The sequence below is a fragment of the Achromobacter pulmonis genome (assembly GCF_021733725.1).
Taxonomy (GTDB): Bacteria; Pseudomonadota; Gammaproteobacteria; order Burkholderiales; family Burkholderiaceae_B; genus Achromobacter; species Achromobacter pulmonis.
The window spans coordinates 4,691,326-4,716,000 of the sequence record NZ_JAIFOT010000001.1 but is presented as its reverse complement, the minus strand read 5'-3'; the positions used below and the strand labels follow the sequence as shown (position 1 = coordinate 4,716,000).

24 protein-coding genes and 1 pseudogene are annotated in these 24,675 nt (G+C 68.7%); 14 read left to right on the top strand and 11 right to left on the bottom strand.

Annotation, left to right across the window (positions count from 1 at the left end; genetic code table 11):
• The first annotated feature begins 82 nt into the window (after positions 1 to 82).
• Positions 83 to 535: a hypothetical protein gene (locus K2W61_RS21665; RefSeq protein WP_175135250.1), complete on the top strand. Its 453-nt coding sequence runs from the start codon at positions 83 to 85 to the stop codon at positions 533 to 535.
• 59 nt (positions 536 to 594) lie between these two features.
• Here K2W61_RS21665 and K2W61_RS21660 read toward each other — a convergent pair whose 3' ends face one another.
• A complete protein-coding gene (locus K2W61_RS21660; protein ID WP_175139820.1) occupies positions 595 to 1,554 on the bottom strand; it encodes an alpha/beta hydrolase family protein in 960 nt (319 codons plus the stop codon).
• Between the two features lie 166 nt (positions 1,555 to 1,720).
• Here K2W61_RS21660 and catB point away from each other — a divergent pair, with 166 nt between their 5' ends.
• Positions 1,721 to 2,371 (top strand): type B chloramphenicol O-acetyltransferase, encoded by a 651-nt coding sequence (catB, locus tag K2W61_RS21655; protein WP_175139819.1) that lies wholly within the window; start codon positions 1,721 to 1,723, stop codon positions 2,369 to 2,371.
• Between the two features lie 113 nt (positions 2,372 to 2,484).
• Here the strand turns inward: catB and K2W61_RS21650 are convergent, their stop codons facing one another.
• The 6 genes from K2W61_RS21650 to K2W61_RS21625 form a co-directional block, all read right to left on the bottom strand.
• Positions 2,485 to 4,215, bottom strand: coding sequence for an ABC transporter substrate-binding protein (locus tag K2W61_RS21650; RefSeq protein WP_236756528.1), 1,731 nt, complete (start codon positions 4,213 to 4,215; stop codon positions 2,485 to 2,487).
• A 111-nt stretch (positions 4,216 to 4,326) separates the two neighbouring features.
• Entirely contained in the window at positions 4,327 to 4,635 is a 309-nt protein-coding gene (locus K2W61_RS21645; protein WP_175135254.1) for a DUF2160 domain-containing protein, read from the bottom strand.
• A gap of 12 nt (positions 4,636 to 4,647) precedes the next feature.
• On the bottom strand, positions 4,648 to 5,460 hold the full coding sequence (locus K2W61_RS21640; protein ID WP_175135255.1) for a carbohydrate ABC transporter permease: 813 nt from the start codon (positions 5,458 to 5,460) through the stop codon (positions 4,648 to 4,650).
• A complete protein-coding gene (locus tag K2W61_RS21635; RefSeq protein ID WP_175135256.1) occupies positions 5,453 to 6,343 on the bottom strand; it encodes a carbohydrate ABC transporter permease in 891 nt (296 codons plus the stop codon). The genes K2W61_RS21640 and K2W61_RS21635 overlap by 8 nt, the downstream gene beginning before the upstream one ends.
• Entirely contained in the window at positions 6,340 to 7,428 is a 1,089-nt protein-coding gene (locus K2W61_RS21630) for an ABC transporter ATP-binding protein (protein WP_175135257.1), read from the bottom strand. The genes K2W61_RS21635 and K2W61_RS21630 overlap by 4 nt, the downstream gene beginning before the upstream one ends.
• The gene (locus K2W61_RS21625) at positions 7,428 to 8,513 is read right to left on the bottom strand and encodes an ABC transporter ATP-binding protein (RefSeq protein WP_236756527.1); all 1,086 of its coding nucleotides are present in this window, start codon (positions 8,511 to 8,513) and stop codon (positions 7,428 to 7,430) included. Before K2W61_RS21625 ends, K2W61_RS21630 begins: the two co-directional genes overlap by 1 nt.
• A 229-nt stretch (positions 8,514 to 8,742) precedes the next feature.
• Between K2W61_RS21625 and K2W61_RS21620 the strand changes: the two genes are divergently transcribed.
• On the top strand, positions 8,743 to 9,534 hold the full coding sequence (locus K2W61_RS21620) for a DeoR/GlpR family DNA-binding transcription regulator (protein WP_076409667.1): 792 nt from the start codon (positions 8,743 to 8,745) through the stop codon (positions 9,532 to 9,534).
• A gap of 95 nt (positions 9,535 to 9,629) precedes the next feature.
• On the top strand, positions 9,630 to 11,228 hold the full coding sequence (locus tag K2W61_RS21615) for a glycerol-3-phosphate dehydrogenase/oxidase (RefSeq protein WP_236756526.1): 1,599 nt from the start codon (positions 9,630 to 9,632) through the stop codon (positions 11,226 to 11,228).
• A gap of 17 nt (positions 11,229 to 11,245) precedes the next feature.
• On the opposite strand, the gene K2W61_RS21610 is transcribed toward K2W61_RS21615, so the two are convergent.
• From K2W61_RS21610 to K2W61_RS21600, 3 genes are all read right to left on the bottom strand, one after another.
• Positions 11,246 to 11,860, bottom strand: coding sequence for an HD-GYP domain-containing protein (locus K2W61_RS21610; protein WP_175139815.1), 615 nt, complete (start codon positions 11,858 to 11,860; stop codon positions 11,246 to 11,248).
• Between the two features lie 122 nt (positions 11,861 to 11,982).
• Positions 11,983 to 12,663 carry a type 1 glutamine amidotransferase domain-containing protein gene (locus K2W61_RS21605; RefSeq protein WP_175135261.1) on the bottom strand — a complete coding sequence of 227 codons (681 nt, stop codon included), beginning with the start codon at positions 12,661 to 12,663 and terminating at the stop codon, positions 11,983 to 11,985.
• 9 nt (positions 12,664 to 12,672) lie between these two features.
• Positions 12,673 to 13,710 (bottom strand): NADP-dependent oxidoreductase, encoded by a 1,038-nt coding sequence (locus K2W61_RS21600; protein ID WP_175135262.1) that lies wholly within the window; start codon positions 13,708 to 13,710, stop codon positions 12,673 to 12,675.
• 121 nt (positions 13,711 to 13,831) lie between these two features.
• Between K2W61_RS21600 and K2W61_RS21595 the strand changes: the two genes are divergently transcribed.
• The 10 genes and pseudogenes from K2W61_RS21595 (at position 13,832) to K2W61_RS21550 (ending at position 24,123) form a co-directional block, all read left to right on the top strand.
• Positions 13,832 to 14,614, top strand: coding sequence for a TetR/AcrR family transcriptional regulator (locus K2W61_RS21595; RefSeq protein WP_175135263.1), 783 nt, complete (start codon positions 13,832 to 13,834; stop codon positions 14,612 to 14,614).
• A 2-nt stretch (positions 14,615 to 14,616) separates the two neighbouring features.
• Complete coding sequence (locus K2W61_RS21590; protein ID WP_175135264.1) at positions 14,617 to 15,585, top strand: HlyD family secretion protein; 969 nt, start codon at positions 14,617 to 14,619, stop codon at positions 15,583 to 15,585.
• On the top strand, positions 15,582 to 16,544 hold the full coding sequence (locus K2W61_RS21585) for an ABC transporter ATP-binding protein (RefSeq protein ID WP_175135265.1): 963 nt from the start codon (positions 15,582 to 15,584) through the stop codon (positions 16,542 to 16,544). The genes K2W61_RS21590 and K2W61_RS21585 overlap by 4 nt, the downstream gene beginning before the upstream one ends.
• The gene (locus K2W61_RS21580) at positions 16,541 to 17,686 is read left to right on the top strand and encodes an ABC transporter permease (RefSeq protein ID WP_236756525.1); all 1,146 of its coding nucleotides are present in this window, start codon (positions 16,541 to 16,543) and stop codon (positions 17,684 to 17,686) included. Before K2W61_RS21585 ends, K2W61_RS21580 begins: the two co-directional genes overlap by 4 nt.
• Positions 17,687 to 17,696: 10 nt before the next feature.
• Positions 17,697 to 19,178: an efflux transporter outer membrane subunit gene (locus K2W61_RS21575; RefSeq protein WP_236756524.1), complete on the top strand. Its 1,482-nt coding sequence runs from the start codon at positions 17,697 to 17,699 to the stop codon at positions 19,176 to 19,178.
• Between the two features lie 143 nt (positions 19,179 to 19,321).
• Positions 19,322 to 20,041, top strand: coding sequence for a response regulator transcription factor (locus K2W61_RS21570; RefSeq protein WP_175135268.1), 720 nt, complete (start codon positions 19,322 to 19,324; stop codon positions 20,039 to 20,041).
• Between the two features lie 162 nt (positions 20,042 to 20,203).
• Positions 20,204 to 20,680, top strand: a pseudogene (locus tag K2W61_RS21565) (YbaK/prolyl-tRNA synthetase associated domain-containing protein); the annotation flags it as partial.
• Between the two features lie 134 nt (positions 20,681 to 20,814).
• Positions 20,815 to 22,797, top strand: a complete 1,983-nt coding sequence (locus K2W61_RS21560; protein WP_236756522.1) for an FUSC family protein — start codon at positions 20,815 to 20,817, stop codon at positions 22,795 to 22,797.
• 3 nt (positions 22,798 to 22,800) lie between these two features.
• On the top strand, positions 22,801 to 23,607 hold the full coding sequence (locus K2W61_RS21555) for an NRDE family protein (protein WP_175135269.1): 807 nt from the start codon (positions 22,801 to 22,803) through the stop codon (positions 23,605 to 23,607).
• 81 nt (positions 23,608 to 23,688) lie between these two features.
• Positions 23,689 to 24,123 carry a carboxypeptidase-like regulatory domain-containing protein gene (locus tag K2W61_RS21550; protein ID WP_175135270.1) on the top strand — a complete coding sequence of 145 codons (435 nt, stop codon included), beginning with the start codon at positions 23,689 to 23,691 and terminating at the stop codon, positions 24,121 to 24,123.
• A gap of 74 nt (positions 24,124 to 24,197) precedes the next feature.
• Here K2W61_RS21550 and K2W61_RS21545 read toward each other — a convergent pair whose 3' ends face one another.
• Positions 24,198 to 24,572, bottom strand: coding sequence for an MAPEG family protein (locus K2W61_RS21545; RefSeq protein WP_175135271.1), 375 nt, complete (start codon positions 24,570 to 24,572; stop codon positions 24,198 to 24,200).
• Between the last annotated feature and the right edge of the window lie 103 nt (positions 24,573 to 24,675).

Here is a 24,675-nt window from a genome sequence, read left to right as displayed (position 1 = left end):
CTCCGGTGTCTATCCAGTTGCCAGTCTACCCGCAACGCCGCCGCCACGACGTTACACTGGCCGCTTGCCACAAGGAGACCCCATGCAGCAGCACAATGGTGAAGAAAGACCGGCGCCACGGCGCCACGCGCCCACCAGCCGGCGGTTCTGGTTCATCGTCCTGGCAGGCACGCTGGCCGCCCTCGGTTATGACCTCTTGCCGCTCCTGCAGGGCGACCTGTCGGCCTTGAAGAAACTGCTGATCCCCGGGGCGCTGCTGGCCTGGCTCTATCGCGGCAGCAGCAGCGCCCGCTGGTTGCTGATGGCCTTGTTGCTGGGCTTTGGCGCGTGGAATATGTACATGGCGTCCTCGCTGATCGGCTACTCCGCCAGTCTCTGGGCGCACGTCTATGTGTTCAGCGGCTTCATGGTGGCCACGGGGCTGTATCTGGCCCTGGCGGGAAAAGACTTCGAGCACTACTGCAACTACGTTCACCTGCGCGATGCGCCCAAAGCGGCCGCCAGGCGGCGGGCCGCCGGACAGGTGGGTCGCTAGCGCCGCGCACGCCGGCAGGCGCGGCGGCCTGCCTTGAAGGCCGCGCCCCAGGTGGTCGGTCAGCGCAACGCCGTCTTGAAAAACGCGGCCACCGCCGCGTTGAAATCACGGTGCCATGCCGCCCGGTCGAAACCGGGCGCATCCTGGCAGATCGCCGGCACGGCCTCGGCCTGCGCGGCGGAACACGGCGCCAGGAAGGCGAAATGCCCGGCGCCGGCGACCCGATGGAACTCGGCGGATGCCAGGCCCTGGCGCAGCGCGTCGACACGGGCCGGCGTCACGCCATCGCCGCCTTGCGCCGAGGCCCACAACTGCACCGGCATCGACACCGCCTTGAGCGCGTCCGCGCTGAACACGTTGAGCGGGTCGGCGATGACCAGCGCCTTGATACGCGCATCCTTCACATAGGGTTGCGCCGGCACCTTGCCGTCGCGGATGTCACGGCACATCGGCAGCGTGGGCTGATCGGCGCAGATGTCCAGTCCCAGCCTGAAGTCCGGCGCCGCGCCCGCCAGCACCAGCCCCGTATAACCGCCGCGCGAGAAGCCGAACAAACCCACCGCGCCATCCAGTTGCGCCCGTTGCGGCCACACACCGGTCAGGTAGTCGATCAGCCGCCGGATCTCGCGCGGCCGGGTCGAGAATATCGACAGATAGCCCTGCCGCGAACGGTCCAGCGCGTTGTCGCCGACGTGATTGATTGCCGCCACCACGAAGCCCGCATCCGCCAGCGCCGCAGCGGTGTCATGGTGGCTCAGGTACGACCCGGCCGAGCCATGCGAAATGACGATGAGCGCCTTGGGGCCTGCGGTCATCGGGCAGTCCGGCGTCGCCGCCAGGGTGACGCGGCCGATGGCCACCTCGCGCGCCGGCGCGGCGCACGGATACCAGACGCCGCCCTGCAACGCCGGGCCGTTCATGTCCATGGGCAGGCTCAAGCGCTGGAACCCGGCCGCGTGCGCAGCGCCGGCGATGAGGCATGACAGGGCGAGGCAGGAACGCAAGAAGGGCTTGAACATGGCATCGAAGAAAAGTTGGGCCAGCCCCGGCGGCCGATGCTGGAAAAAGCGCCAGCATACCGTACGGTCTGGAGCGTCCCCACACGATTGTGCGATCATCGAAGCCCGCAGCCCGCCCACGAATCGCCATGACGCCACGCGGCTCTGGGCACGCACCAGGATATCCATGACTAACCACTTCGAAAGCCCCTTCAAGGGCAAGCTGCTGTCCGAGGACGTCACCAACAAGAACATCAAGGTGGGCCGCTACAGCTACTACTCCGGCTATTACCATGGCCATTGCTTCGACGACTGCGCCCGCTACCTGATGCCGGACCGCGACGACGTCGACCAGCTGATCATCGGCAGCTTCTGCTCCATCGGCTCCGGCGCCGCCTTCATCATGGCGGGCAACCAGGGCCATCGGTACGACTGGGCATCGTCGTTCCCGTTCTTCTACATGAGCGAAGCGCCGGCCTTCGCGCAAGCGCGCGATGCCTACCAGAAGGCCGGCGACACCGTCGTCGGCAACGACGTCTGGATCGGCTCCGAAGCCATGATCATGCCGGGCGTCACCATCGGACACGGCGCCGTGATCGGCAGCCGCGCGCTCATCACCAAGGACGTGGAGCCCTATACGATCATGGGCGGCAATCCCGCCAAGCCGATCAGGAAGCGCTTTGCCGATGACGACATCGCGCTGCTGCTGGAGATGCAGTGGTGGGACTGGCCGGACGACAGGCTGGCCGGCGCCATGCCCTTGCTGTGCTCGGGCGATATCAAGCAACTGTACCGATATTGGCGCGACAGCCAGGCCGCGGCGCCGCGCCCCGCCTGAGGCCATCCCGCGAAGGTCCCGTCCAACCTTGCGAGGCGCCCGCATCGCGGCGCCCAGAAAAAAAAGCGCCACGGCAACCGTGGCGCTTCGAGGCCCTCGCGCGATCGCGCGGCTTACCTCACCTTCCCTTCCTTCCAGGCTTCCAGCAGCTTCTCATAAGCCACCGTCTGGCCCTTGGGCTTTTCATTGGCCAGCTTCTTCCACGGCGCGTGCTGATCCGACAGCCACTTGTTCGGATCGCTCTTGGCGTTCAGCTTGGGCGCGCATTGCGCCATGCCGGCGCGTTGCAGCCGCGCCATGACCTGGTCCATTTCATTGGCCAGGTTGTCCATCGCGGCCTGCGGCGTCTTTTCGCCAGTGACGGCGGTGGCGACGTTCTTCCACCACAACTGCGCCAGCTTGGGGTAGTCCGGCACGTTGTTGCCGGTCGGCGTCCAGGCCACGCGCGCCGGGCTGCGGTAGAACTCGATCAGGCCGCCGTAGTTGGCCGCGTTCTTGCTGAAGTAGTCACTGTGGATGTCGCTGTCGCGGATGAAGGTCAGGCCGGAGATCGACTTCTTCAACGACACCGTCTTGGCCGTGACGAACTGGGCGTAGAGCCAGGCGGCCGCCATCTTGTCGGGGTTGGTGGACTTGAAGAAGGTCCACGAGCCCACGTCCTGGTAGCCGTTCTGCATGCCGTCCTTCCAGTACGGGCCGTAGGGCGACGGCGCCATGCGCCACTTCGGCGTGCCGTCCTCGTTGACCACCGGCAGGCCCTTCTTGGTCATGTCGGCGGTGAAGGCCGTGTACCAGAAGATCTGCTGGGCGATCTGACCCTGCGCCGGCACCGGGCCGGATTCCGAGAAGGTCATGCCCATGGCCTGCTGCGGCGCGTACTTCTTCATCCAGTCGATGTACTTGGTCAGGGCGTAGACCGCGGCCGGGCTGTTGGTGGCGCCGCCGCGCGCCACCGAGGCGCCCACCGGCGTGCACTTGTCGTCGGCCACGCGGATGCCCCACTCGTCCACCGGCATGCCGTTGGGCAGGCCCTTGTCGGCGGCGCCGGCCATCGACAGCCACGCGTCGGTGAAGCGCCAGCCCAGCGACGGGTCCTTCTTGCCATAGTCCATGTGGCCATAGACCTTCTTGCCATCGATTTCCTTGACGTCGTTGGTGAAGAAGTCGGCGATGTCCTCGTAGGCCGACCAGTTGGTCGGCACGCCCAGCTCGTAGCCATACTTGGCCTTGAACTTGTCCTTCAGGTCCTGGCGCGCGAACCAGTCGGCGCGGAACCAGTAGACGTTGGCGAATTGCTGGTCGGGCAGCTGGTAGAGCTTGCCGTCCGGCGCGGTGGTGAACTTGGTGCCGATGAAGTCCTTCAGGTCCAGGCCGGGGTTGGTCCATTCCTTGCCGGCGCCGGCCATGTAGTCGGACAACGGCAGGATGGCGCCGTAGCGGTAATGGGTGCCGATCAAGTCGGAATCGGAGATCCAGCCGTCGTAGATCGACTTGCCCGACTGCATCGAGGTCTGCAGCTTCTCGACCACGTCGCCTTCCTGGATCAGATCGTGGTTGACCTTGATGCCGGTGATCTCGGTGAAGGCCTTGGCCAGCACCTTGGATTCGTACTCGTGGGTCGTAATGGTTTCCGACACCACGTTGATTTCATCGACGCCCTTGGCCTTGAGCTTGGCGGCGGTCTCGATGAACCACTTCATCTCGGCCATCTGCTGGTCCTTGGACAGCGTCGACGGCTGGAACTCCGAATCGACCCACTTTTTCGCTTCCGGCTCGCCGGCCCAGGCGCCCGACGTACCGATCAGGGCGATGGCGGCCGCCATGGCGTGCATGCGCAATTTCATGACCTGTCTCCTCGATAAGTCCTCCCCATGGGTGCTGCGGACTTCTGGCCGGGGAAGACACTGGCCGATCGTCCTTCCATACCGCTGATATCGCGCGGGGTCTGCGCCCCTTCAGCCTTTTCTCATGATGAAGGCCAGCAACAGCATGGACAGCACGAAGCTGATCCACACCGATGGCGGCTCGTCCAGCGAAAACCATTCCATCGCCTTCTGCCCCAACCCCAGGAACGCCAGGTTGAGCCAGGCCGCGGCCATCAGGCCGATGAAAAGGCGGTCGCCCCGGGTGGTGCGCAGCGGCAGCAAGCCCTTGCGCTCGACCGTGGGCGATTTCAGTTCCCAGATCGTCATGCCCACCAGCATCAGCACGATGCAGGAGAAGAACACGGCGACGGGCGTGGTCCATACCATCCAGCTGAACATGCGCAGCCCCCCTCAGACCCGGCCCATCGCGAAGCCCTTCGCGATGTAGTGCCGCACGAACCAGATGACGATGCCGCCGGGCACGATGGTCAGCACCCCGGCGGCGGCCAGGACGCCCCAGTCCATGCCCGAGGCCGACACCGTGCGCGTCATGGTGGCGACGATGGGCTTGGCGTTGACCGAAGTCAGCGTGCGCGCCAGCAGCAGCTCGACCCAGCTGAACATGAAGCAGAAGAACGCCGCCACGCCCACGCCCGATTTGATCAGCGGCAGGAAGATCGTCAGGAAGAAACGCGGGAACGAATAGCCGTCCACATACGCGGTCTCATCGATCTCACGCGGCACGCCGGACATGAAGCCTTCCAGGATCCACACCGCCAGCGGCACGTTGAACACCAGGTGGGCCAGCGCCACCGCCAGGTGCGTGTCCATCAGCCCGAACGAGCTGTACAACTGGAAGAACGGCAGCAGGAACACCGCCGGCGGCGTCATGCGGTTGGTCAGCAGCCAGAAGAACACGTGCTTGTCGCCGATGAAGCGGTAGCGCGAGAACGCGTAGGCCGCCGGCAGCGCCACCGCCAGCGAGATGACCGTGTTGATGATCACGTAGATCAGCGAGTTGATGTAGCCTGAATACCAGGCCGGATCGGTGAAGATGGTGCGGTAGTGCTCCAGCGTGAAATCGCGCGGCCACAGCGTCAGGGTGCTGACGATCTCGGTATTGGTCTTGAACGACATGTTCAGCATCCAGTACAGCGGCAGGATGGCGAACACCAGGTACAGCGCCAGAAAGGCGCCGCGCCACCAGGTCGATTGCTCACGCATTGGCGCGCTCCTCGTCGAAACCGCCGGTGGTGCCGGCGCGCTGCATCCAGTTGTACAGAATGAAGCAGAGCAGCAGGATGATCAGGAAATAAATGATCGAGAACGCCGCCGCCGGTCCCAGGTCGAACTGCCCCACCGCCTTCTGCGTCAGGTACTGCGACAGGAAGGTGGTGGCGTTGCCGGGACCGCCGCCGGTCAGCACGAACGGTTCGGTGTAGATCATGAAGCTGTCCATGAAGCGCAGCAGCACCGCGATCATCAGCACGCCGCGCATCTTGGGCAGCTGGATGTAGCGGAACACCGCCAGGCGCGAGGCGCCGTCGATGCGCGCGGCCTGGTAGTAGGCGTCGGGAATGGCGCGCAGGCCGGCATAGCACAGCAGCGCCACCAGCGGCGTCCAGTGCCAGACGTCCATCACCAGCACCGTGACCCAGGCGTCGAGGTCGTTGCCGGTATAGTTGTAGTCCACCCCCAGCCACGACAGCGCCGCGCCCAGCAGGCCGATGTCGGTGCGGCCGAACACCTGCCAGATGGTGCCCACCACGTTCCACGGGATCAGCAGCGACAGCGCGATGACGACCAGCACCGCCGAGGCGCGCCAGCCGCTGGCCGGCATCGACAGCGCCAGCAGGATGCCCAGCGGGATCTCGATGGCCAGCACCGCCAGCGAGAAGCCGATCTGGCGCAGCAGCGCGCCGTGCAGTTCCTCGTCCTGCAGCACGGCGGCGAACCATTCGGTGCCGACGAATACGCGGCGATCGGGCGCGATGATGTCCTGCACCGAATAATTGACGATGGTCATCAGCGGCAGGATGGCCGAGAACGCCACGCACAGCACCACGGGCAGGACCAGGAACCAGGCCCGGTGATCTATCGGTTTCATCGGATCAGTTCCTCGTCGCGGTAAAAGCAGGTGTGCGGATTGAGCACCGACAGCCACACCGTGGCGCCGGGCGCGATGGCCGCGGCATCGGTGCCGAGCCGCGCGCGCAGCGGCGTGCCCTCGAAGTCGGCCAGCAACAGGGTGTAGGTGCCCACGTCCTGCACCCGTTGGACGACGGCCGGGACGGCGCCGGGCGTCCCGGCATCGGCCAGGCGCAGGTACTCCGGCCGCACCCCCAGCTTGACGGGACCGGCGTCGGCCAGCCTGGCGGCCATCGCAGCGGGTGCGCCGTCGACGCGCCGCTGCCCCACCATCAGGCCGCCGTCGCGCCATTGCGCCGGCAGGAAGTTCATGCCGGGCGAGCCGATGAAGTGGCCCACGAAGGTGTGCGCCGGCCGCTCGAACAAGTCGTCGGCGCCGCCCACCTGCACCGCGCGGCCGCGCGCCATCACCATCACCTGATCGGCAAACGTCAGCGCCTCGGTCTGGTCGTGGGTGACGTAGATCAGCGTCAGCTTGAATTCGTGGTGGATTTCCTTGAGCTTGCGGCGCAATTCCCACTTGAGCTGCGGGTCGATCACGGTCAGCGGCTCATCGAACAGCACCGCCGACACATCGCTGCGCACCAGGCCGCGCCCCAGCGAGATCTTCTGCTTGGCGTCGGCAGTCAGGCCGCTGGCGCGCCGGTCCAGCACCTGCGACATCTCCAGCATCTCGGCGATGCGGCCGACCCGGTCGCGGATCTGCCGGGCGGGTACGCCGCGGTTGCGCAGCGGGAACGCCAGGTTCTCGGCCACCGTCATGGTGTCGTACACCACCGGGAACTGGAACACCTGGGCGATGTTGCGCGCCTGCGGCGACTTGCCGGTGACGTCCTGGCCGTCGAACAGGATGCGGCCATGCGACGGCCGAAGCAGGCCCGAGACGCAATTGAGCAAGGTGGTCTTGCCGCAGCCCGACGGCCCCAGCAAGGCATAGGCGCCGCCGTCTTGGAAGGTGAATTTGAGCGGCAGCAACGCGTAGTCCTCGTCGGCCTGGGGATGGGCGACGTAGGAATGGGACAGGTCCAGCTCGATCTGTGCCATCAGGCCATCCCCCCGGCGGTCGTGGAACGCACAGGCGCGGCCAGCAAGGCGCCGTCGGCGGCGAAAGCATAGGTCTGGGCCGGATCGAAGTACAGCGCCAGGCGCTGCTCCAACGTGTAGCGGTGCACGCCCGGCAATTGCGCCACCACGTCGCCGGCGGCCGTTGCCGCGTGCACGAAGGTGTCGGACCCGGAAATCTCGGCCAGCTTGACCACGCCGTCCAGGCCGATGTGGCCGGGGCGCGGCGCCACATCCAGCGCGCCGGCGCGCAGACCGGCGGTGAGCGCGGCGCCGCCGTCCGGAGGCAGTTGCCGCGCCACCTCGATGCCGCCCTGCAGCGTGAAGCCGCGGGCGCCGCGCTGCGCCGCGAACAGATTCATGGGCGGATCGCTGAAAGCGCGCGCCACGCGGATCGAATTGGGGTGGTGGAAGACCTCGGCGGTCGGGCCGTATTGCAGCAGTTCGCCGGCATCCAGCACCGCGGTGTGGCCGCCCAGCAACAGCGCCTCGCCCGGCTCGGTGGTGGCATAGACCACGGTCGAACGCCCCTCGGCGAACAAGGCCGACAGCTCGTCGCGCAGTTCCTCGCGCAGCTTGTAGTCCAGGTTGACCAGCGGCTCGTCCAGCAGGATCAGCGGCGCCTCCTTGACCAGCGCGCGCGCCAGCGCCACCCGCTGCTGCTGGCCGCCCGACAGTTCCGACGGATGGCGGCCCAGCAGGTGGTCGATGTGCAGGCGCGCGGCCATGGCCGCCACCTTGTCGGCGATGCCTGGCACCCCGCGCAGCTTGAGCGGCGAGGCGATATTGTCGAACACCGTCATCGACGGATAGTTGATGAATTGCTGGTACACCATGGCGACGTTGCGCTGGCGCACCGGCACCCCGGTCACATCGGCGCCGTCTACCCGCACCTGGCCTTCGGTGGGCCGGTCAAGGCCGGCCATGATGCGCATCAGCGAAGTCTTGCCCGCCAGGGTCGCCCCCAGCAACACGGTCATGGCGCCCGGCACCGGGGCCAGGCTCATCGGATACAGGTGCGTCTGCGAGCCGGCTCGCAAACCTATCCTGTCCAGGGTCAGCTGCATCTGGTCTCCTCTACCTCTAATACGTCCCCGGTTCTTTGACCGGGCGTCGGTACATCGGTACAGCGGCCCTTGCCACGCGCGGGAACGCGCCGGTTCGGGTTCTTCTTTCAGATAGCTTTCGTTTTTTGTGCGTTTTACCGAAGAAGCGAACAAAAAACAATCTTGCACTGCGTCATTATTTTTCGCTTTTGTTGTTTTATGATGCGAACGTGACACTCACTTTGCCAACATGACACTCAATCCCAGACAAAGCGCCTTGATCGAAATGGTCCGAGCCCAGGGCTCGGCCACGATCGAAGAGCTGGCCAAGCGTTTCGACGTCACGCTGCAGACCGTGCGGCGCGACGTCAATATTCTTTCCGAAGCCGGGCTGCTGTCGCGCTTCCATGGCGGCGTGCGCATCGAAGCCTCCACCATCGAGAACATCGCCTACCGCAAGCGCCAGGGGCTGCACGCGGCCGGCAAGCAACGCATTGCCGAGGCCGTGGCCCGCGCCGTGCCCGACGGCTGCTCGCTGATCCTGAACATCGGCACCACCACCGAGGCCATCGCCCGCGCCCTGCTGCGCCACCGCGGCCTGCGCGTCATCACCAACAACCTGCACGTGGCCGACATCCTCTCCGACAACCCGGATTGCGAGGTCATCGTCGCCGGCGGCGTGGTGCGCTCGCGCGACCGCGGCATCGTCGGCGAAGCCACCATGGACTTCATCCGCCAGTTCAAGGTCGACATCGGCCTGATCGGCATTTCCGGCATCGAGGCCGACGGCACGCTGCGCGACTACGACTTCCGCGAAGTGCGCGTGGCCCGCACCATCATCGAACAATCGCGTGAAGTGTGGCTGGCCGCCGACAGCAGCAAATTCAAGCGCCAGGCCATGGTGGAACTGGCGCACATCTCGCAGATCGACCGCTTCTTCACCGACGCGCATCCGCAGGAACCGCTGGCGCAAGTGCTGCTGGACGCCGGCGTGCGCTGCGAAGTGGCCGCCGCGCCGAACGCGGCCAAGGCTCCCGCTTGACCCGGCCGCGGGCACGGCGCTTGCGTCCCGCCCAGCCGGCACGAAACGAAACGAACCACCGCACCGAACCCTAGCGGCCCCGCCGCCCCATGCATATGAACCAACCGCTCGCCACCGTCACCCCGCCCGACCGCAACCGCCTGCTGGCGCAACTGGACAACACGCCCGCCTGGGACGTGATCGTCATCGGCGGCGGCGCGACCGGCCTGGGCACCGCCGTCGACGCCGCCAGCCGCGGCTACCGCACCTTGTTGATCGAAGCCGCCGACTTCGCCAAGGGCACCTCCAGCAAGGCGACCAAACTGGTGCACGGCGGCGTGCGCTACCTGGCGCAGGGCAACATCAGCCTGGTGCGCGAGGCGCTGCACGAACGCGGCCTGCTCAACCGCAACGCGCCGCACCTGGTGTGGCCGCTGGGCTTCGTGGTGCCGGCCTACAACCTGCTGGACCAGCCCTTCTACGGCATCGGCCTGAAGATGTACGACATGCTGGCCGGCAAGCTCAACCTGTCGCCCAGCCGCTGGCTGTCGCGCCGCGAGACGTTGGCCAACGCGCCCACGCTGGCCGAAAGCGTCAACGGCCGCGGCCTGAAGGGCGGCGTGCTGTACTACGACGGCCAGTTCGACGACGCGCGCCTGGCGCTGAGCCTGATGCGCACCCTGTTCGACCTGGGCGGCACGGCGGTCAACTACGTGCGCGCCACCGGCCTGACCATGACCGGCGGCAAGGTCGACGGCGTCACCGCGCAGGACGCGCTGGGCGGCGCCAATTTCACGCTGCGGGCGCGCTGCGTCGTCAACGCCACCGGCGTCTGGGTCGACAGCGTGCGCCGCATGGAAGACAAGAACGCGCCGACCATGGTCGCGCCCAGCCAGGGCGTGCACCTGACGCTGCCGCACGACTTCCTGCCCGGCAAGCGCGCCATCCTGATTCCCAAGACCGACGACGGCCGCGTGCTGTTCGTGGTGCCATGGAACGGCCACACCATCGTCGGCACCACCGACTCGCCCCGCAACGATCTGCCGCTGGACCCGGAAGCCGGCGCCCAGGACGTCGACTTCATCCTCGGCACGGCCGCGCGCTACCTCAGCCGCAAGCCCACGCGCGACGACGTCACCAGTGTCTGGGCCGGCCTGCGGCCGCTGGTCAAGGCCACCGGCGATGCCTCCACCAAATCGTTGTCGCGCGAGCACACCATCCTGGTGTCGCAGGCTGGCCTGGTGACGGTCACGGGCGGCAAGTGGACCACCTATCGGCGCATGGCGCAGGACGTGGTCGACACCGCCATCCAGCACCAGTTGCTGACGCAGGCCAGTTGCCGCACCGAGTCGCTGGCGCTGCACGGCGCCAACGGCCTGGCGCCGTCGCAGGAACATGCCGGCACGCCGGACAGCTACTACGGCAGCGATCTGCCCACGCTCAAGGCCCTGCCCGGCGCCGACCGCATGCTGGTCAAGAGCAGCGGCCTGTCGGAGGCGCACGTGCGCTTCGCCGCGCGCTTCGAACTGGCGCGCAGCGCCGAGGACGTGCTGGCGCGCCGTAACCGCGCGCTGTTCCTGGATGCCGAGGCGGCCATGCTGGCCGCGCCCGAAGTGGCGCGCATCCTGGCCGAGGAACTGGGCCACGACGCCGCCTGGCAGCAGCGCACCCTGCAGGAACTGGCCACGGTGGCGGCGCATTACCGCCTGAAGTGATTCGCTGAAGCGGCGCGCTACGGCACACGCAGCGCGCTGGCCTGGATCATCGTCTCGAATACGCGCAGCAGGTCGGGATCGCACTTGGACCCCGCCTCCAGGTTGAGGATGCGCATGATCTCGGCGTGCGTGCGCGCCGGATGGTAGGGCCGCGCATCGCCCAGCGCGTCATAGGAATCGGCCAGCGAAATGATGCGCGCCGGCAGCGGGATGTCATGCCCCGCCAGTCCGTCGGGGTAGCCCGAGCCATCGAAATGCTCATGGTGGTGGCGCACCGCCAGCGCGATCCGCTCGCGCTGGGGGATGTCGCTTTGCAGAATGATGTCGGCGCCCACGGTGGCGTGCGACTTCATGATTTCCCAGTCGTCTTTTTCAAGCCGCTTGGGCGAGAACAGCACGCGGTCCGGCGTGCCGACCTTGCCTACATCGTGCAGCCGGGCGGCCACCGCCACGGCCTGTTGTTCGTCTTCGTTCAGGCCGCAGGCCCGCGCCAGCGCCACGCTCAGGGCGACGACGCGGTGGCAATGGCGGCCGGTAGCGGCGTCGCGGGCCTGCATGGCGGCGAACAGCGCCGCTTCGCAGGAGCCGGGTGCGGGCGCGCTGGACGCGCTGGGGGGAACATCTGGAGGCATGGTCTTGGCGCGCGCGGTTGCAACGGAACGGCGCGCTTGTGTCAGAAAGTGTCAATTCTGACACAAGCGCGTAGCGTTTCGACGCGCCGCCGGCCTGTCCAACGGCCCGCGCAGCCTCGCGCTCAGGCCTTCAGGCGCGCGAGCAACGCTTCTGCCACGCCGACCGACGACGCCGGATTCTGGCCCGTGATCAGCAGGCCGTCGGCGACCACGTGCGGTTGCCAGTCGGCGCCCTTGCTGTAAAGGCCGCCCGCCGCCACCAGTTCGTCTTCGACCAGGAACGGCACCACCGCGCTCAATTGCACCGCCGCCTCTTCGGCGTTGGAAAAACCGGTGACCTGGCGGCCCTGCACCAACGGCTTGCCGTCGGCGGTCTTGGCGTGGCGCAGCACGCCCGGCGCGTGGCACACGGCGGCCACCGGCTTGCCGGCGGCCAGCATGGTCTCGATCAGCGCGACGGACTTGGGGTCCTCGGCCAGATCCCACAGCGGGCCATGGCCGCCGGGATAGAACACCGCGTCGTAATCGGTGGCCTGCACCTCGGCCAGCCGGCGCGTGTGCGCCAGGCGCCGCTGCGCCTCGGCGTCCTGGCGGAAACGGCGCGTGGCGTCGGTCTGCGCGTCGGGATCGTCGCTCTTGGGATCGAGCGGCGGTTGCCCGCCCTGCGGCGAGGCCAGCGTCAGCGTGGCGCCCGCGTCCAGGAAAGCGTAGTACGGCGCGGCAAACTCCTCCAGCCAGAAGCCGGTCTTGCGGCCCGTGTCGCCAAGTGTGTCGTGGGAAGTCAGCACGATCAGGATATTCATGTTGCGCTCCTATGCATCCGGGCCGACGCGCACGATGCGCTTGCCCGCGTTCTCGCCCTTGAGCAGGCCCATCAGGCCGCGCGGCGCGTTTTCCAGGCCCTCGACCACATCTTCGCGGTATTTGATGCGGCCGCCGCGCAACAGCTCCTGCATGGCGGCGCGGAACTCACCGAAGCGCGGCGCGTATTCGTTGAAGATGATGAAGCCCTGCATCTTGATGCGCTTGGTCAGGATGGTGCGCATCAATAGCGGCAGGCGGTCCGGGCCGTCCGGCAGGCTGGTGGCGTTGTAGGCCGAGATCAGGCCGCAGACCGGCACCCGCGCGCGTGCGTTGAGCAGCGGCAGCACCGCGTCGAACACCGCGCCGCCGACGTTCTCGAAGTACACGTCGATGCCCTGCGGCACGGCCTTCGCGAGCAGGTCGGCCATGGCCGGATCGCGGTGGTCGATGCAGGCGTCAAAGCCCAGTTCCTCGACCACATAGCGGCACTTGTCGGGGCCGCCGGCGATGCCGACCGCCCTGCAGCCATGGATCTTGGCCAGTTGGCCCACCACCGCGCCCACCGCGCCGCTGGCGGCGGCCACCACCACGGTTTCGCCGGCCTGGGGCTGGCCGATGTCCAGCAAGCCCATGTAGCCGGTGAAACCGGGCATGCCCAGCACGCCCAGCGAATACGAAGGGTGTTCGGGCGCCGGCCCCAGCTTGAGCAGGCCGCTGCCATCGGAAACGGCATAGTCCTGCCAGCCGGACTGCGCCAGCACCCACTCGCCCACCGGGTAGTCGGGGTGGCGCGAGGCCGCCACCCGCGCCACGGTGCCGCCCACCATGGGCTGGCCGACCTGCACCGGCTCGGCATACGAAGGCGCGTCGCTCATGCGGCCGCGCATGTAGGGGTCGAGGGAAAGATAGACCGTGCGCAGCAGAAGCTGGCCGGGGCCGGGTTCGGGCACCGCGCCGGTTTCCAGGCGGAAATCGCTGTCGGCGGGCTCGCCCCGCGGCCGGGCCGCCAGGACGATACGGCGATTGAGGGAGGACGATTGCGGCATGGCGTGCTGACTCCTTCTATTCCGGTTCTGGCATTACACCACTGATGGCTGGGCGGCCGCCGGCAGACCCTTGTGGTGGCGCCACTTTTAATTAATTAAATATTTAATTAGAATCTGCGCCATGCCTGCCAAGACTTCCCCCGCACGCCGCCCGGGCCGCCCGGCGCGGCCCGACAGCGCCGCCGTCCGCGACCAACTGCTGGACATCGCCACTGACCTGTTCGCCACCCAGGGGGTGGCCGCTACCCGCATCGCCCATATCGCCGCGCGCGCCGGGGTGACGCCGGCGATGCTGCACTACTACTTCAAAAGCCGCGATCAGTTGCTCGATGCCGTCGTGCACGAGCGCGTGGTGCCGGTCATTGCCTTCGTCTGGAGCCCGGTGCCGCAGACAGCCCGGCGGCTCGACGGATCGGTCGACCATGCGCGCGCGGTCATTGGCGAGATCGTGGCGCGACTGGTGCGTTGCGCCACCGACCGGCCCTGGCTGCCGGCGCTGTGGATGCACGAGGTCGTCAACGAGGGCGGCCAGTTGCGCGAGCGAGTATTGCGCCATCTGCCAACGCAGCGGCTGCAGGTGTTCGCCGGCCTGATCGCCGACAGCCAGCGGGCCGGCGCCATCACGCCGGGCGTGGAGCCGCGGCTGGTGTTCCTGTCGATCCTCGGCCTGACACTGCTGCCGCTGGCCACCTCGAGCCTGTGGCGCCGCATCTGGCAGGCCGACCCGCGGGTCGGCGCCATCGACCACGAAGCCATCGCCGCCCATGCCACCGCCATGCTGACCGGCGGCTTGTTTTCACCCCAGGCTGGGGTGCCGCCGGCTCCGCCTCCAGCCCGCCCACGCCGCCGCGCCGGCGCGGGCGTCGCCTCCGCGAAAACCGATCCGCCCGCCACAGGACGCTGACCATGCGCACCGATTCCCTTACGCGTTTCGCGCGCCCCGCCGCCGCCCTCGGCCTGCTGCTACTGGCCGCCTGCGGCCGGCAGGACGACGCTGTCTACCAGGGCTACGTCGAAGGCGAGTATCTCTACATCGCCTCGCCCGAGGCCGGGCGGCTCGATACGCTGACGGTGCGGCGCGGCCAGCAGGTCGCGGCCGCCGCGCCCCTGTTCGCGCTGGAGTCGGCGCGCGAGAACGCCGCGCGCGAGCAGGCCGCGGCGCAACTGGCCGCGGCCACGGCCCAGCTGGAGGACAGCGCCACCGGCAAGCGCGCGCCCGAGGTCGATGTCAGCCGCGCCCAATTGGCCCAGGCCGAAGCCGCCAGCCGGCGCTCGGCGGCGCAACTGGCGCGCGATACCGCGCAGTTCCGCGCCGGCGGCGTGGCCCGCGCGCAGCTGGACGACAGCCGCGAACAGGCCCGGTCGGACGCCGCCCGCGTACGCGAGTTGCGCGCCCAGGTGGAAGTGGCCAACCTGCCCGGCCGCCAGGAACAGCGCCGCGCCCAGGCCGCCCAGGTCGAGGCGGCGCGCGCCGCGCTGGCGCAGGCCGACTGGACCCTGGCGCAGAAACGCCTGGCCGCGCCCACCGCCGCCCTGGTGTTCGACACGCTGTACCGCGTAGGCGAATGGGTGCCGGCCGGCAGTCCGGTGGTCAGCCTGCTGCCGCCCGGCAACATCAAGGTGCGCTTCTTCGTGCCGGAAACCGTGGCCGGCGCGCTCAAGCCCGGACAGCAGGCCACGGTGCGCTGCGACGGCTGTGGCGAGCCGGTGCCGGTGCGCATCGACTACATCTCGCCGCAGGCCGAGTACACGCCGCCGGTGATCTACAGCCGCGAGACCCGTGGCAAGCTGGTCTATATGGTCGAGGCGCGGCCGGCGCCGGATGCGGCCACGCGGCTGCATCCCGGCCAGCCGGTCGAGGCGGCGCTGCAATGAATGGCGCCGTCTCCCGCCCCAACGCCGAGGCCGGTTACGTCATCGACGTGCACGGCCTGAACAAGCATTTCGGCGACAAGCACGTGGTCAACGACGTCTCGCTGCAGGTGCGCGAAGGCGAGATCTTCGGCTTTCTCGGCCCCAACGGCAGCGGCAAGACCACCAGCATCCGCCTGATGTGCGGGCTGCTCACGCCCGACTCGGGCAGCGGCACCTGCCTGGGCTACGACATCCTCAAGGACAGCGCCCAGATCAAGCGCCACGTCGGCTACATGACGCAGAAATTCTCGTACTGGGACGACCTGACCATCCGCGAGAACCTGGACTTCGTGGCCCGCATGTACGGCATGCCGGACCGCCGCGAGACCGTCGACCGCGCGCTCGAGGACCTGGGGCTGCAGACCCGCGCCAAGCAGCTCACCGGCGCCCTGTCGGGCGGCTGGAAGCAACGCCTGGCGCTGGCCGCCTGCCTGCTGCACCAGCCGCGCCTGCTGTTGCTGGACGAACCCACCGCCGGCGTCGACCCGACCGCCCGGCGCGACTTCTGGGAGCAACTGCACGAACTGGCGGCGCGCGGCATCTCGGTGCTGGTCAGCACCCACTACATGGACGAGGCCGAACGCTGCCACAAGCTGGCCTACATCTCTTACGGCAAGCTGCTGGTCCAGGGCACCGCCGACGAAGTCATCGCGCAGCAACGCCTGAGCACCTGGGCCATCCACGGCCATAACCTGGTGCCGCTGGCGCAGCGGCTGCGCGGCGCGCCAGGGGTGGACCAGACCGTGGCCTTCGGCACCGCGCTGCACATCAGCGGCCGCGACGCCGCCGTGCTCGAACACACGCTGCGCCAGGTGGTGGCCGGCCAGGACCTGCGCCTGGAACGCATCGACACCAGCCTGGAAGACGTCTTCATCTACCTGATGAATCGCTCCGACGACAACTACGCGAGTCCGGCATGAGGCGCTACCTGGAGGGTTTCTCGTGGTCGCGCTGGTGGAGCATGGTGCTCAAGGAGTTCCTGCAACTGCGCCGCGACCGCATCACCTTCGGCATGATCGTCGGCATTCCGATCATGCAGCTGGCATTGTTCGGCTACGCCATCAACACCAACCCCAAGCAGTTGCCGACCGCCGTGATCGTGGCCGACCACAGCCCGTTCACGCGCAGTTTCCTGGCGGCGATGACCGCGTCCGACTACTTCGACATCGTCGAGACCCTGCCCGACGAAGAGGCGGGCCGCGCCGCGCTGGCGCAGGGCCGGGTGCTGTTCGTGCTGACGATACCGCCGGATTTCTCGCGCCGGCTGCTGCGCGGCGAACGCCCGGCCCTGCTGATCGAGGCCGACGCCACCGACCCGATGGCGACCGGCCTGGCGATCGGCTCGGCCACGCAGTTGGCGCAGGCGGTGGCGCGCAAGGACCTGACCGGTCCGCTGGCGCACCTGGCCGGCGGCCAGCCGCCCTTCGATGTGCGCGTGCACCAGCTCTACAACGAAGAACAGATCTCGCAATACAACACCGTGCCGGGGCTGATGGGCGTGATCCTGACCATGACGCTGGTGATGATGACCGGCCTGGCGATGACGCGCGAACGCGAACGCGGCACCATGGAGAACCTGCTGGCCATGCCGGTGCGGCCGCTGGAGGTGATGACCGGCAAGATCGTGCCCTACATCGCCATCGGCCTGATCCAGTCCACCATCATCCTGCTGGCGGCGTATTTCGTATTCCATGTGCCGTTCCTGGGCAGCCTGGTGACGGTGTACCTGGGCGCGCTGATCTTCGTGGCCGCCAACCTGACCGTCGGCATCACGCTGTCGTCGCTGGCGCAGAACCAGTTGCAGGCGATGCAGCTGACGATGTTCTATTTCCTGCCCAACATGCTGCTGTCCGGCTTCATGTTCCCATTCCTGGGCATGCCCAAGTGGGCCCAGTACCTGGGCAACCTGTTGCCGCTGACGCATTTCAACCGTCTGATCCGCGGCATCCTGCTCAAAGGCAACGGCTGGTGGGACCTGTGGCCCACCATCTGGCCCATGCTGCTGTTAACCGTGGTTGTGATGGCCGCCGCCGTGAAGTTCTACCGCCGTACCCTGGATTGAAGGCCCGCCCATGCCCCTTCCGCCCGTTCGCCCTCGCCTAGTCCGCCGCAGCGCCTGGCTGGCCGCCTGCGCCCTGTTGCCGGGTTGCGCCGTCGGCCCTGACTTCAGCCGGCCGGCCGCGCCGCCGGTCGCCGCCTACGCCACGCCGCAGGCGGCCAACGCCAGCCCCTCACAGCCGCGCCTGACCGCCGCCGACATTCCGGCGCAATGGTGGCATCTGTTCCGCTCCGATGCGCTGGACGCGTTGGTGCGCCAGGCGCTGGAGGCCAGCCCGACGCTGGAACAGGCCCGCGCGCGCCTGCGCCAGGCCAGCGAAGACCTGAACGCGGAGACCGGCGGCCGCCTGCTGCCGGCAGTCGACGCCCAGTTGTCGGCCGCGCGCCAGAAAGTCGACCCGTCCGCCTTTGGCGTGCCGGTGGCCGAGCAGCCGCCGCCGTTCACGCTCTACAACGCCTCGATCGACGTGTCCTACACACTGGATGTGTCCGGCGGCGAACGCCGCGCGCTGGAAGGGTTGGCGGCCCAGGTGGACTACCAGTCGCACGAGTTGCAGGCCGCGCGCATGACGCTGGCCGCCAACGTGGTCACCACCGCCATCCGCCAGGCCGACCTGGCCGCCCGCCTGGCCGACACCCGCGAGCTGTTGCGCGCGCAACGACGCCAGCGCGACATCATGGCGCAACGCCTGCGGGCCGGCGGCATCGCCGAGGCCGATCTGCGCAACCAGGAACTGCTGCTGGCGCAGACCGAGGCCGGCGTGCCGCCGCTGCAATACCAACTGGCTCAGGCCAGCCACCAGTTGGCCACCTACCTGGGCCTGCCGCCGGCCGCCTGGCAGACGCCGCCGCTGCGCCTGGCAGACCTGACGCTGCCGGCCGAAATTCCCACCGGCGTGCCCTCGGCGCTGACGCGCCAGCGGCCCGACATCCTGGCCGCCGAAGCCCTGCTGCACCAGGCCTCCGCCCAGGTCGGGGTAGCCACCGCCAATCAGTACCCGCGGTTCACCCTGACCGCCAGCTTCGGGTCGCAACGCACCCGGGCCGGCGATATCACCGATGGCGTGAATGTCTGGAACCTCGGGCTGGGGCTGGTGCAACCGCTGTTCCGTGGCGGCGAGCTGCGCGCCCGCACGCGCTCGGCCCAAGCCGCCTACGAGGCCGCCGCCGCAGCCTACCGCCAGACCGTGCTCGACGGTTTCCGTCAGGTGGCCGACGCCCTGCGCGCGCTGCAGACCGATGCCCAGGCCTACGATGCGTATGACACCGCCTGGCGCCGCGCCGACGACGCCGCGCGCATCGCCAGCGCCCGCTACCAGGCCGGCGGCATCAGCCACCTGGAGATGCTGGACAGCCAGCGCCAGTTGCTGCAGACGCGCATTGCCCGCGGCGCGGCCGATGCCGCCCGTTATGCCGACACCGCCGCCCTGCTGCAGGCGCTCGGAGGCGGGTGGTGGAACACCCCGGCGCCAGACCCGACACGCGGCGCGCCATAGCCCGCGAGGCCGCGCCAGGGCAAGCGATCCCGCATCATGTCCGAGAATTCGGGTCAGAAAATGGTGTTGTGCGACGTTTAGGAATCCGTTGTATCCGATGCATCATGCATGCGCTCAAGCTGCACTGATCTCGACAACGATTCATGAATGACCTACTAGACCTGATCGTCTTCTCACCCGACTCCCGCCAACGCGCGCTGCGCAGCGACGCGCTGGCGGGCATGGGGTTCTCGCCGCGCGCTTGCGAGGACTCCAATGGCCTGTTCCGCCTGTTCCAGGCTCGCCGCACACCGCTACTGGTAATGGAAGCCGAACTGACCGACCTGTGCATGGCCGTCGCCGGCCTGCGCGCCATGGACACCACCGCCGGCATCGTCGCGGTGTCCACCTTCGACTCCCCCGAAAACCGCATCCTCGGCCTGCATTGCGGCGCCGACGCCTGCTTTCCGCCCGACGTGGCCAGCGCCGAGATCGCCGCGGCATTGCAGGCGCTGGTGCGGCGCGTGCCGCTGAGCGGCCGGCGGCCGGCCGAGGCCGACTCCCGCGCCAGCGTCGCCCCGCCTGCCGAACCCAACGGCAAATGGCAGTTCCAGGACGCCGCCTGGACCCTGGTCAGCCCGCGCGGCAAGCGCCTGGCCCTGACCCAGGCCGAACGCGATTTCCTGCTCAAGCTGACCGCCAGTCCCGACAAGCGCATGCCGCGCGGCGACGTGCTGGCCGGCGATCCGCAAACCGGCCGCGAATCGCTGCGGCGCACCGATGTGGTGGTCAGCCGCTTGCGGCGCAAGGCCCAGGAAACCAATATGGAATTGCCGATCCGCACCGTCTGGGGATGGGGCTACGCCTTCACCGGCGACATTTGACCAACGCATCGCGCGCACGCAATGGCGGGCGCCCCCCGCCGCGCCACGGCGGCCGCGAGCGGGGCGCGCCGGCCGCGCCATCGCGGATGGCTGCCGGCCGACGTATCATGCGGCATGGCCGGCGTGCCTGCCGGCCCCCCGCCACGACCCTTTGCCCTCATCATGCACGTCTACGACCGCCTGCAAGCCCTGTTGAACGAGCACCGGGCCCGCTACCGCCTCATTTCCCATCCCGCCGCCGGCCGCTCGGTGGAAGTCGCCGCCGTGCGCGGCACCGCCGTCAGCCAGGGCGCCAAGGCGCTGGTCTGCCGCGTCAAGATCTCATCCAACCAGCGCAGAAACGTGCTGGCGGTGTTTCCCGCCGACCAACAGGCCGACCTGGACGCCATCGCCCGCGCCGCCGGTGGCAAGAAAGCATCGCTGGCCTCGCAGGATCTGGCGCGCGAACTCACCGGCTGCGAGATCGGCGCGATTCCGCCCTTCAGCTTCAATCCCGATCTGCATTTGCTGGTGGATCCGAGCCTGCGCCTACGGCACGATGAAATCGTGTTCAACGCCGGCCGGCTGGACGCCTCCATCCTGATGGCCACCGCCGATTACTTCCGCCTGGCCGCGCCACAGGAAGCACCATTGATCAAGCGCCAGGACGGCGCGCGTGCGAGCCAGCCGGCACAGGAAGGCGCCTCGCATGAGCTCCCCAATGAACGCCCCAGTGAGTGACCAAGGCGCCCGGTAGTATCAACAGGCTCCCGCTTTCCGTCAGCGAGGTTCCCTTGCCCGATCTCCCCGCCGCCCGCCGCGCCCGCAGCACCAATATGCGCTGGCTGATGAGCCTGGCGCACATGGAGCCGTCGCCGGTCAGCCGCTGGGTGGCCCTGCGCGCCGCGCTGGCGCTCGGCCTGCCGACCGCCGCCGGCCTGCTGCTGGACCAGAGCGCGGCGGCGGCACTGGTGGCGCTGGGCGCCCTGCCGGCCATCACGGGCGACAACGGCGGCCCTTACCGCAACCGCGCGCTGTCGATCGGCAGCACGGTGTTCGGCGGCGCGTTCGGCTACTTCCTGGGCACGCTCCTGGCCGGCCACGGCCTGCTCGGCAGTGTCGGCATGACCGTGTTGGTGCTGATCGCCAGCCTGCTCGGCACTTTCAACAACATCGCCGCCGTGGCCACCCTGCAATTCGCCACCTACGTGATCGTGGGCGCCAGCCTGAGCTCGCCGCTGCCCGCCTGGGTGCCACCCGCCCTGGTGGGCGCGGGCGGCCTGTTCGGACTGGCGCTGACGCTGCTGGGATGGCTGGTCAATCCCACCGCGCCGGAGCGGGCCGCGGTGGCGCTGGCCTACCGCAAGCTGGCGGCCATGTACGCGGCCATCGGCACCTCGCGCATCATGACGGCGCGGCGCGACATGGAAGCGGCCATGGCCACGGCCTACGGCACGCTGCTGGCGGCCCGCCGCCGCGCCGCCGGCTCCTCGCCCCGGCTGGCGCGATTGGCCTCGCAATTGCAGGCCTGCACCCCGCTGTCGGACGCCGCATTGGCGCTGGCGCGCGCCGGCCGGGTGCTGCCGCGGGACTGCGCGCGGGTCATCAACCGGCTGGCCGATCACGTCGAGAACGACATCCCGCAAACGCCCGCCAGGGACATCGAGGCGCTGCGCCAGGCCGGCGCCACGACCCTGGCCGACGCGCTGGCCCAGGCCCGCCCCCTGCTCGAAGGCAGCGGCCCGGTCCGGCCCGACACGGTTCCCGCCCTGGCGCCGGCGCGCCCCCGCACGCCATGGCGCGTGCTGGCGCGCACCTACCGGCCCGGCCCCGCCGCCGTGCGCTACCTGCTGCGGCTGGGCCTGTGCCTGATCGTCGCCGAGACCGTCGCGCACGCCGTGGCGCTGCCGCGTTCGTACTGGGTGCCGCTGATCGTGGTGGTGGTGTTCAAGCCCAATTTCGGTTCGGTCTTTGCCCGCGCGCTGCAAAGCTGCGCCGGCAGCGTGGTGGGCGTGGCGATCAGCGCCACGGTGCTGGCGCTGGACCGCAACGGCATCGCCAGCGTGCTGACGGTGACCACGCTGGCGGCCCTGCTGCCGTGGTCGATCCGGCGCAACTACGGTTTGTTCTCCGCCATCCTGCTGCCGATCCTGATGTTGCTGATCGGCGCGCTGCAGCCGGGCAGTTGGCCGATCGCGCTGGCGCGGCTGGAAGACGTGGCGGTGGCCGCCGCCATCGTGCTGGCGGTGGGCTACCTGCCCTGGATGCGGATCGAGCGCCACAACCTGGACCAAGCCGTCGCCACCGCCATCGACACCCTGGCCGCCTACCTGAACGCCGTGTTCCAGGCCGACGCCGCCACGCGGCACGACTTGCGCACGCAAGCCTACGCCCGCTTGTCCGACTTGCGCATCGCCTTGCAGCGCGGCCTCTCCGAACCCCGGCTGGTAAGCCGCCGCGCGCTGGCCTGGTGGCCGGTCGAGGTGGCCCTGGAACGCATCGCCAACGCCATCTCCGACAGCGCCTGGGCGCTGCCTGCCGGCCAGCCGCCCCCCGAACCGGTCGCGGTGGCGCGGCTGTCCGACACCCTGCACGCCATGGCCCAGGCAGTGGTCCAGGGCCTGGACGTCGGCGCCGCCCCGGTGACCACAGGCAACGCCGCGCTGCGCGATGCCGCCGATGCCATCGAAGCCCTGCGCGCCACCCTGGCCGGCCCCGGCTTCGCCACCGCGCCCGGGCGCGCCCGGCCCCAATCCCCACCCCTCTCTCCGGACTGAACCATGTGCCTTGCCGTTCTCGCCCTGCATACCGTGCCGGGCATTCCCGTCCTGATCGCCGCCAACCGCGATGAATTCCACGCCCGCCCCACGCTGCCGGCGGCGCAATGGCCCGACGCCGCCCAGGTATACGGCGGACGCGACGCGCTGGCCGGCGGCACCTGGATGGGCGCGACCCGCGGTGGCCGCTATGCGCTGGTCACCAATTTCCGCGAACCCGGTCGCGTGATCGCCGACGCCCCCTCGCGCGGCGCGTTGGTCGAGGACTTCCTGCGCGGCAACGCCCGCCCGGCCGACTACATCGCCGCCGCCCATGCCGCCGGTCAGGCATACAACGGCTTCAATCTGATCGTCGGCGATGCCGCTGGCGCCTGGTACGCCAGCAACCGCGACGGCGCGCCCCGGCCGTTGGCGGCCGGCGTCTATGCCCTGTCCAACCATCTGCTGGACACGCCCTGGCCCAAGCTGGCGCGCACCAAGGCCGCCTTCGAACGGGTGCTGGCACACGCTCCGCAACCCGACCTGCCCGCGCTGTTCGAGGCCCTGGCCGACCGCAGCCCGGCCGACGACGCCGACCTGCCCGCCACCGGCCTGGCGCCGGATCGTGAAAAGCTATTGAGCAGCCCCTTCATCGTCAGTCCGAGCTATGGCACCCGCAGCTCCACTGTGCTGGCGCTGCGCGGCGACGGTACCGGCCTGTTGAGCGAAAAGCGTTTCGCCCCCGATGGCGAAGCCAATGGCGAAAGCGTCCTGGCATTCGACTGGCACGCACGGGAGGCGAGCGATCCACCCGGATCGTCCGCGCCCTGAGAAAACCCTCGACCGGTGGCGAACTCGCCGCCGCCATGCCGGTCGAAGTTCTTGCGTGATCATCGCTTCAAGGAGAATTGCATGAACAAGCGCATCGAACGTTGCACCATGGCCGCCGCCATGGCCCTGGGCACCCTGGCTTTCGCGGGTTGCCTGACCACCGCCCAGGCCGCCATGCCGGCCGTGCAGCACCAGGGCAGCGTGCAATATGTCAGTGGCGGCATCGGCCTGGACGAATCCGAGTCCATGAAGGCCGCCGCCAAGGACTACCCGCTGGCGCTGACCTTCGCCGCCCAGCGCGACGGCAAGGCCGACTACGTCGCCGACGTCGCCGTGACCATCACGGATAGCCACGGCAAGCAGGTGCTGCGGGCCGAGTCGCAAGGCCCCTATCTGCTGGTCAAGCTGCCCCCCGGCAGCTACAAGGTTTCCGCCACCTACAACGGCAAGGCGCAGGAACGCGCGGTCAACGTGCAGAACAGCGGCACGGCGCGCGCCGTGTTCGAGTGGAAGTGAACCAGGAATAACGGCCATGCGGCCTGGTCAGGCGCGCGGGGCGCCCCAGGCCAGGCACGGACCGTGGCCGCGGCCTACACGCCCGCGAACAGGATGGCAATGACAAAGCCCACGCTGATCGCCCAGACCAGCGAGCGCAGCGCGCCCCAGCCCGCCAGATACATCGCCAGATAACCCAGGCGCACGCCCAGCCAGCACGCCATCAGCGTGGCCACGTGCAGGGGCGCCGCCTGGTTGTACAGCGCGAACAGCACCGCCGCGTAGAAGAACGGCAGCGCCTCGAAGGTGTTGGCCTGGGCGGCATTGGCGCGCGCGCGCCAGCCTTCCTGGCGCGCCAGCCAGGCGCGCGGGTCGTTGTTGTCGAACTTCTTGCCGCCGGCCTTGGCGACGATCGTGCACACAAACGGCAGGATCGCCGCCGCCAACATCAACCATGCGATCAGTTTCATTGCTGCTCCTTGCGCGGCCTCTGCCTTTCCCGCCACCAGGCGGGAAGCGCCGCTGCGGCATGGTCGCCCGAAAGCGCGGAAATGAAAAGCGGCCGGTGACCAA

Bases quoted from the DNA above. Each gene is read 5' to 3' on its own strand.
- K2W61_RS21570 (WP_175135268.1), top strand. From the start codon at position 19,322: ATGAATGACCTACTAGACCTGATCGTCTTCTCACCCGACTCCCGCCAA.
- K2W61_RS21545 (WP_175135271.1), bottom strand. From the start codon at position 24,572: ATGAAACTGATCGCATGGTTGATGTTGGCGGCGGCGATCCTGCCGTTT.
- K2W61_RS21665 (WP_175135250.1), top strand. From the start codon at position 83: ATGCAGCAGCACAATGGTGAAGAAAGACCGGCGCCACGGCGCCACGCG.
- K2W61_RS21595 (WP_175135263.1), top strand. From the start codon at position 13,832: ATGCCTGCCAAGACTTCCCCCGCACGCCGCCCGGGCCGCCCGGCGCGG.
- K2W61_RS21640 (WP_175135255.1), bottom strand. From the start codon at position 5,460: ATGCGTGAGCAATCGACCTGGTGGCGCGGCGCCTTTCTGGCGCTGTAC.
- K2W61_RS21635 (WP_175135256.1), bottom strand. From the start codon at position 6,343: ATGAAACCGATAGATCACCGGGCCTGGTTCCTGGTCCTGCCCGTGGTG.
- K2W61_RS21600 (WP_175135262.1), bottom strand. From the start codon at position 13,710: ATGCCGCAATCGTCCTCCCTCAATCGCCGTATCGTCCTGGCGGCCCGG.
- K2W61_RS21625 (WP_236756527.1), bottom strand. From the start codon at position 8,513: ATGCAGCTGACCCTGGACAGGATAGGTTTGCGAGCCGGCTCGCAGACG.
- K2W61_RS21630 (WP_175135257.1), bottom strand. From the start codon at position 7,428: ATGGCACAGATCGAGCTGGACCTGTCCCATTCCTACGTCGCCCATCCC.
- K2W61_RS21585 (WP_175135265.1), top strand. From the start codon at position 15,582: ATGAATGGCGCCGTCTCCCGCCCCAACGCCGAGGCCGGTTACGTCATC.
- K2W61_RS21660 (WP_175139820.1), bottom strand. From the start codon at position 1,554: ATGTTCAAGCCCTTCTTGCGTTCCTGCCTCGCCCTGTCATGCCTCATC.
- K2W61_RS21650 (WP_236756528.1), bottom strand. From the start codon at position 4,215: ATGAAATTGCGCATGCACGCCATGGCGGCCGCCATCGCCCTGATCGGT.
- K2W61_RS21590 (WP_175135264.1), top strand. From the start codon at position 14,617: ATGCGCACCGATTCCCTTACGCGTTTCGCGCGCCCCGCCGCCGCCCTC.
- catB (WP_175139819.1), top strand. From the start codon at position 1,721: ATGACTAACCACTTCGAAAGCCCCTTCAAGGGCAAGCTGCTGTCCGAG.
- K2W61_RS21555 (WP_175135269.1), top strand. From the start codon at position 22,801: ATGTGCCTTGCCGTTCTCGCCCTGCATACCGTGCCGGGCATTCCCGTC.
- K2W61_RS21610 (WP_175139815.1), bottom strand. From the start codon at position 11,860: ATGCCTCCAGATGTTCCCCCCAGCGCGTCCAGCGCGCCCGCACCCGGC.
- K2W61_RS21550 (WP_175135270.1), top strand. From the start codon at position 23,689: ATGAACAAGCGCATCGAACGTTGCACCATGGCCGCCGCCATGGCCCTG.
- K2W61_RS21575 (WP_236756524.1), top strand. From the start codon at position 17,697: ATGCCCCTTCCGCCCGTTCGCCCTCGCCTAGTCCGCCGCAGCGCCTGG.
- K2W61_RS21580 (WP_236756525.1), top strand. From the start codon at position 16,541: ATGAGGCGCTACCTGGAGGGTTTCTCGTGGTCGCGCTGGTGGAGCATG.
- K2W61_RS21615 (WP_236756526.1), top strand. From the start codon at position 9,630: ATGAACCAACCGCTCGCCACCGTCACCCCGCCCGACCGCAACCGCCTG.
- K2W61_RS21620 (WP_076409667.1), top strand. From the start codon at position 8,743: ATGACACTCAATCCCAGACAAAGCGCCTTGATCGAAATGGTCCGAGCC.
- K2W61_RS21605 (WP_175135261.1), bottom strand. From the start codon at position 12,663: ATGAATATCCTGATCGTGCTGACTTCCCACGACACACTTGGCGACACG.
- K2W61_RS21645 (WP_175135254.1), bottom strand. From the start codon at position 4,635: ATGTTCAGCTGGATGGTATGGACCACGCCCGTCGCCGTGTTCTTCTCC.